Source organism: Candidatus Woesearchaeota archaeon (assembly GCA_003694805.1).
Taxonomy (GTDB): domain Archaea; phylum Nanobdellota; class Nanobdellia; order Woesearchaeales; family J110; genus J110.
This window is the reverse complement of sequence record RFJU01000075.1, coordinates 1-4,738: the sequence shown is the minus strand read 5'-3', so window position 1 is coordinate 4,738 and position 4,738 is coordinate 1. Positions and strand designations below refer to the sequence as shown.

Sequence of the window (4,738 nt, the reverse complement as noted above, 5' to 3'; positions counted from 1 at the left end):
TTCGCGTTCTGGTGATGATGGTTTTGGTATGTGTGGGAATCAGCAGTCTTGGAGGAATGAGTATGTTGATTTGTCGTCGTTTGTGGGGAATGGTACGGTGTATGTGCGTTTTACGATCGCGACGGATAGTAGTGTGAATCAGAACGGCTACGCCATCGACGACTTCAACGTGACAGGGGAATTGCTGCCAAATCAAAACGTGACCGCGACGGCAGGAGGCGTGCAAGAATGGTTCGAGCGCTTCTCCAGCCAGACAGACTCGTTCGGGTCGGTGACGTTCTCATACAACACGACAGGGAACCCCTCAGGGAACTACTCTGCAGTCTCCCTTGCCTCAGCTGGAGGGTTTAACGACAACCTGAACTCAACGACGTTCGAGGTCGTGCCGGACACCACGCCGCCAAGCATTGAAAATCCTTTCTTTTCTCCTGCCGTGATCAATCAAACCCACACCACGCGTCTGAACGTAACCGTGACAGACGTTTCCATCATCGCCGGTGTTAACGCAACGTTCGTCTACCCGAACGGCACGTCCATAACGGTGCCGCTCTCGTACGGAGGGAATGATGTGTATTATTATGACTTTTCGGACACGAACCAGTCGGGCAGGTACAATGTCTCAACCATCGTCGCAGCAGACGAGTTTGGAAACACGAATACCTCAACGTACACCTCGCTCTATTTCAACGTCACGCCTTCCCCGCCGGACCCGTTCGACTTGCTTGCTCCAGCGTCGGGAACGGAGAGCCAAAACCTCTTGCCAACGATGAGTTGGGAGCAGAGTGGTGACGAGCATTTCGCAAATTACAGTTTGGTTTTTGACAAGGACCCTGCCTTTGGCAGCGTCGATTACGAGTACGTGACGAGTCCTGTGACGAACACGTCGAAAACAGTTGAGTTCGCGCTTGACGCGAATAGCGTGTATTATTGGATGGTGATTGCGCGTGACGTGTTTGGCACGGAGAGGAATTCCACGAGCACGTTCACGTACATCACGGACACGCTTGTTCCTTCTGTCATTCTCGGGTCTCCTTTGGATGGTGCTGTGCTTGGCAACGCCGTTGTCACGTTTAATTATACGCCTTCGGACACGAACACGCTGGACGCGTGCACGTTGTACGGGAACTTTTCTGGTTCGTGGGGGCCGAATGTGACGAATGCTTCGCCGACGAAGGACGTGCCGAACTTCCTGACATCCACGCTTCCGAACGGGGTTTTTGTGTGGAACGTGTATTGCAATGACTCGGCAGGGAACGGCGCGTTTGCTTCGGCGAATTATTCCTTGACGGTGGACTTGCTTCCGCCTGTTGTGGATCTCGTCAGCCCCCCAAATAATTCATTCGAGAACACGACAAATATTATTACGTTTACCGCGAACGCGACGGACGCTTTCTCAAACGTGACGTCGTGCGAGCTCGTCCTTGACGGTGTCGTGAAAGATATGAACAGCAACGTCCAAGACGGCGTGCCGTTCAACTTGACTGCTTTCGTGGCGAACGGGAATCATACGTGGAGCGTGAACTGTACCGATTATTTTGGGAGAGAGGGTGCTTCTGTCGAGTACAGAATTGAAGTGGCCGCGTTTGACAAAGATCCCCCGCTCATCACACTCAACTTTCCGGTTGATACGTTTCTCGGTTCTTCCAGCACGGAGATGAACTTTACCCCGGAGGACGCGACGGGGATTGCGAACTGCTCGCTCTACCTTGACGGCGTCCTCAACCAGACGTGTGGCGGGGGCTTGCCCCAGTACCCGAATCAGGTCCAGGCAGAGACTGGCTTTATTGGCGTGACGGGAACGTCGGCGACGGTCACGCTCAAGAACACGTACAATAGGAGCAAGGCCTTTATTGTGAGGCGGTTTGCCACGTGGAATCAGGACGCAACGCAGGAGCCGGATGGCGGAACCGCCACGATAGAGTGGGCGGGGTGTTCTGGAGATCTTTGCAATCAGCTCACGGCGACGAGAGTCGCGGGCGATGCTGAAGATTTGATCGCTTCGTACAGCGTTCTGCAGGCGAACAACATTCGGGTGTGGAATTTCACGCTTGACTGGGCATTTGGGGAGCGGAACAAGACGTTCGTCCCGAGCCCTTCGCTGCCTTCAACGTTTGCCTCGTCGTGTTTTGTGAACGTGCATCGCACCACGCGGATTGCTTCTGCGAACGTGAATGACTTTGCAGAGGCGGAAGTGCGCAGTAACATCACCTCGGCGACGAGTGTGGTATTTGAGCGTTTGGCAGAGGCGGATGCGGATCCAGAGGCGGGTGTGAGTGTTGGTGAGGTGGTATGCTTCCTGGATCGGTCGACCGTTCAGCAAACGTTCGGGACGCTTCCTGAGGGGAACAACCAGTTCCTTGACATTACCATAAACGCGGTCGACCTCTCCAGATCATTTGCCCTGCATAATCATAAGCAGCCGGATGACGGCGTTGGTCAGAACGCGATTATTAATAACTTGACGAGCGAGACGAATTTAGAGCTCTTCGTGGCTGAGAATGGCGCGACAGGGGCGGGGCAGACGCCGCAGGTCACGGCGTACGTTGTCGAGCTTGAGCCAAGCGCCAATGTTTCGGTGCGGCACGTGCGCATCACGCCCACGAGTTCGGATCAAAACATCACGGCGTCTTTTTCTCCTGCTGTTGCTGACCTGAACCGAACGGTGCTTTTGTGCGATAACTCAATGTCAGCCGGTGGGGGAACGGCGCACACGAGGGATTATTGGGCGTACTCGTTGGAGAACGAGTCCACGATTCGCCTCATCAATTATCGCACGAGGGGGGCGAGCCAGCTCACGCAGGTGAATTGCTGGGTGGTGGAGTGGCCGAGCATGACGACGTATAATTGGAACAACTCAAGATCGTGTGTTGTCGAGAACAACGAAGTGAGCACCTTCTTTGTTGACAACCTCAGCGAGGGTTCGCACTCGTGGAACGTGTCGTGCTATGACAACTCGACGGATAATAATCTTGGTTTTTCCTCGGTGGAGACGTTTACCGTTGACCTGCACGATCCTTCAGTCACGCTCAACGCCCCCGCGAACGGGGGGTTCGTGCCGGACGCGTTGGTCACGTTTAATTACACCCCGTTCGACGTTAACTTGGATATTTGCTTTTTATACACCAACGAGTCGGGGAATTGGAGTGGCGTGCAGAACACGACAAGTCCAACATCAGGAGTGCCCAACACGTTTGTGAGGAGTTTTGCCGACGGGACGTATACGTGGAACGTTCGCTGCGACGACGCGGCGGGGAAGTATGCTTTTGCATCTCTTAACTGGTCGTTTAATGTTGATGAAACACCTCCTTCGTATTCGAACCTCACCCGGAGCCCGCAATCCCCCGCGAATTACTCTCCCGCCGGCGTATTCTCGTTTAACAGTTCCTGGCAGGACAATTTCGGCGTTGACACGGTGTGGATTGAGCACAACTTTTCTGGTTCGTTCGTGAACGAAACAGTTACTGAAGGGGCGAACGGGACATATAACTTCACGACAGGACCTTTAGGCGCGGGAGTGTACCAATACCGGTGGCACGCGAATGATACGCAGGGGAACCAGAACCAGACCACGTGGCTTTCATACACGGTGAACAAAGCAGTCTCGGAGGTGAACCTCTCCCTGAACGGGACTGACGGGAACATAACAATTAACGAAGATGCCGTTATCAATCTCTCAGCTGAGATGGTCGTGCCCTCCTTTGGTGCTGTGGAGTTGTATGTGAATGGGACGTTGGAGGCGAGCGGCCAGTCACCGCTTAGTGCATTGCATAACTTTTCAGACCCTGGCGTGTACAATGTCACCGCACGGTACCCTGCAACACAGAACTATAGTGAAAGCGCCGAGACGCATTTCGTGACGGTTCTTGACATCACGAACCCGAACGTCACCCTTGTTTCTCCAGAGAAGAACGGCACGGTTGGTTCGAATAGTGTTTTGTTCAAGTACAACGTTTCAGACTTCAGCGCTATCGCGAACTGTTCGCTTTGGATTAACGGATCGTTCAACCAGGAGGACAATACGGTGTTGAAGAATGAGACGCAGAGTTTCTCAACGAATTTGGCCGATGGGAACTACACGTGGCAGGTTCGCTGTGAAGATGCGTATGGGAACGTTGGTGAGAGCGAGATAAGAAACGTGACCGTGTTTAACACCATCACGATTTACCTCACTGAAAACACGTCACAATCAGTGTACGAGCGTGGGGATGTCGTTGTGAGTACGTCGACGACGAAGGACGTTTTTGGAAACGCTCTTGAGACGAACGTGACAGTTGACTTCATCTTAGGAAACACGACTCTTCCGTGGTGGAACGCGTCGTGGGAGCGAAGGAAGCAACTCGTCTTGAATGATTCTTCAGGGGAGAACAGGACGGGAGTTCTTGTTTCCGTGAACGTGTCGGGCTTGGGAGGGTTCGTGCAAGATTGCCAGAAGGAAATGCGTGTTGTGTGGCAGAACAGTACAATCATGGTCGAGGTTGACTCGTCTGTCGTGGGCGGCGATAACACCTCGTGGTGCGAAGTTCAGTTCTTGGCCAACCTCACCGCTGGAGAAGTGAACACACACTATTTTGCATACTACAACAATTCTGGGGCGTCGGCACCAGGGTATGCCGTTAATACCTGGAGAACCATCTTCTCAGATGATATGGAGGTGGGTGGTGCTGCGGATGCGGGGAATTGGTCGGAGTCTGCGTCGTTGGGTGTGGAGACGTGGGGTTTGGATTCGGGTGTTGCTCGT

1 protein-coding gene is annotated in these 4,738 nt (G+C 53.5%); it reads left to right on the top strand.

Annotated features, from left to right (window positions below; translation table 11 throughout):
* Positions 1–133 precede the first annotated feature (133 nt).
* Positions 134–4,738: hypothetical protein (locus D6783_02845; GenBank protein ID RME53143.1), on the top strand; the 4,605-nt coding region annotated here is incomplete at its 3' end.